The organism is Leucobacter sp. (assembly GCF_053528595.1).
Window position 1 is genome coordinate 1 of sequence record NZ_JAIVPF010000017.1, and the last position, 2,611, is coordinate 2,611.

Annotated in this window: 4 protein-coding genes; all 4 read right to left on the bottom strand. The window is 70.1% G+C overall.

The annotated features are described in order from the left end of the window. Positions 1–264: TetR family transcriptional regulator (locus ACWKZU_RS02560; protein ID WP_449280826.1), on the bottom strand; the 264-nt coding region annotated here is incomplete at its 3' end. Positions 265–374: 110 nt separating this feature from the next. Further along, positions 375–1,211, bottom strand: coding sequence for an SDR family NAD(P)-dependent oxidoreductase (locus ACWKZU_RS02565; protein ID WP_449280827.1), 837 nt, complete (start codon positions 1,209–1,211; stop codon positions 375–377). Then, positions 1,208–2,251 carry a hypothetical protein gene (locus ACWKZU_RS02570; protein WP_449280828.1) on the bottom strand — a complete coding sequence of 348 codons (1,044 nt, stop codon included), beginning with the start codon at positions 2,249–2,251 and terminating at the stop codon, positions 1,208–1,210. The genes ACWKZU_RS02565 and ACWKZU_RS02570 overlap by 4 nt, the downstream gene beginning before the upstream one ends. 17 nt (positions 2,252–2,268) lie before the next feature. Then, positions 2,269–2,611: hypothetical protein (locus tag ACWKZU_RS02575; RefSeq protein ID WP_449280829.1), on the bottom strand; the 343-nt coding region annotated here is incomplete at its 5' end.

The following is a 2,611-nucleotide window of genomic DNA, read 5'->3' on the forward strand; positions in this document are numbered from 1 at the left end:
CGTCCCCTCCGTCTCCACCACCGCCGACAGCACCTCGGTCATCCGCTCCTGCTGCGCATCCAGCACCGCAGCAGCCACATCGTCCTTATTCCCGAAATGGAAGTACAACGACCCCAGACTGATCCCCGCATCATCGGAGATGTCCTTCAGCTTCGCCTTGTCGTACTCCATACGCGAAAACACCCGACCAGCGGCCTCGAGCAGAGCTGTCCGAGTCCTGATCCCACGCTGCTGCTTCCGACGCACTTCGCCAACTCGGTTCACCGGCGCTCTCCCTCAGATTCCCGCGACCGGATCTCGGCCGTGAGTGAGATTCTTCCACACGTCACCCATTGGTCATAGCCGAACGACCGAGGACTATCCCCTGTATTCACCTACAGCAGATCCTTCACGGAGTGACTGCGAGATCCGCGCGCACCGAGAATGCTGCCGCCGGTCACGTCGAGCAGCGCGCCGGTGGTGCGGGCCGCGGCATCCGAGGCGAGGAACGCCACGGCCGCCGCGACCGTCTCGGGCTGCGAGACGCCGCCCAGCACGGAGAACGAGGACATGTACTCCAGCACCGCCGGTTTCCCGAACCCGGGGTGTCCGTTGTCGGTGAAGCCGGGGATCACCGCATTCACGCGGATGCCGCGCGAGGCGACGGCCTCCGCCAGGTTCTTCGTGAACGACTCGACCGCCGCCTTGCTCATCGCGTAGGTGATGTCGCCCGGGCTGGAGAAGTGCGCCGACGCCGATGAGAGGTTCACGATCGAGCCGCCGTCGGGCATCAGCTCCACGAGCCGCTGCGCGAGGAAGAAGGGCGCCCGCGCGTTGATCGCGAAGTAGGTGTCGAAGTCGGAGACCGCCGTGTCCGCGAAGGAGGGGCTGAGCAGCTTCGCGGCGTTGTTCACCAGCACCCGCAGGCGGTACCGGGGGTACTGCTCCAGGAGCTCGCGCACGCACTCGGCGACGGCGTCGACGCCGTCGGGATCGCCGAGGTCGGACGAGACCAGGTGGCAGCGGCCGCCGCGGGCCTTGATGCTCCGCTGCAGTTCGCGCGCCCGCTCGGTGCGGGTGCCGTAGTGCGCGAGCACGGCGTACCCGGAGTCGCTGAGCGCGGCGCACACGGCCGAGCCGATCCCTCCAGTGGCGCCGGTCACCACCGCCAGCCGCACCGGCTGCGCCTCCGCCTCGGTGCTCGTCCCGCTCTTCGCCGCCGTCCCGCTCATCGTGCGTCCTCTCCGCCCTCTCCGTCATCGTGCGCGCCGCGCTCCCCGCACCCACCGGGGACGGAGGCCGCGTCGGCGAGCACCCCGTCGCCGAGCACCCCGTCGCCGAGCACCCCGTCGACGTGCGCGCACGGAACTCCCCGCTGCACCACCGTCACCAGGAGGCGCCCGTCGAGCTCCTGCAGCACGACGTGCGCCGGCTCCGATTTCTCGATGAAGCTGAGGAACCGCGTCGCGATCCCCCGCAGCCTGCGCTCGGGGAAGTGCTGCTGCGCCAGGCGCTCGGCGGCGCAGACGACCACCATACCGCTGATGTGATCGGTCTCATGATCGCTCAGGATCGGATTCGCCGCGTCCACCGCGAGCTCCTCGACCACTCGGCCGGCCGTCGGTGCGGCGCCTGGGGAATCCACGACCGGGACGCACTGCGCGGCTGCGACGTCCTGAGCCGCCGCGACGTCCTGAGCGGCATGCATCCTCCGTGCGGACGCGCCGCGGATGCGGTCGTAGAGGCGCTGCGGAAGATACTTCCCGGTGATCCGGCCCGTGCCGATCCCCCCGGGGCGGGAGCCGCGGTCGCCGTCGGCGCTCCCGCTGCCGTCGTCGGAGCTCTCGTCTCCGCCGCCGGCTCCGCTCCCGGGTCCGACCGCGGCGACGAAGCGGATGCCGACGTCGATGTCGGCGACGCCTCGGGCCGCGCGCCCGTCGATGTTCGCCCGCACCACGACCAGGCCTTCGCGCGGGAGCGCGGCCCGGCCGTGCCCCTCGTCGACGCCCTCGCCCCGATCCTCGTCGAGCAGCAGCTCGGCGGTCGACAGCATGGCCCGGCTGCCGAGCGGCACCCCCAGCTGCAGATGGGCGAAGGCGTGCGTGGCCTGGCGCTGCAGCTCGACGTACTCGGCGATCCCGGGCTGCACGGTGTCGGGGATGCGGAAGCCGAACACGACCGAGTGCGCGTCTCGCCGCCCGGTTCCGGTCAACCACATGTTGCGGTGGTCGGCCTTGTGCGCGAGTTCGGCCGGCACCGTCGCTGCGTCCATGATGCGCTCGCGGTGTCTCAACTCGCAGACGTCGGCACGAGTATCGACAGGAGCACCGGCCGGACGCGTCCGACGCGCTCGGGCAGCGACTGCCAGCCGTCGCGCATGCCCGCGAGCACCTGCGCACCGACGAAGAGCTCATTCACGAGTTCGGCGAGCTCAGCAGGGGTCTGCCGCGTGGTGGTGATCGAGCCGTCCTCGAGCCCCTCATGGATGAATGTCTCGGCGACGCGCTGCCACTCCTCGTAGAAACCGTAACCGCGATCCTTCAGCTCGTCCGGCAGCGATCCCACGAGGCGGATCCCGGCCTGCACCAGCGCATCCGACGAGATCAACTCCGCCACACCGTCCAGCAGATCC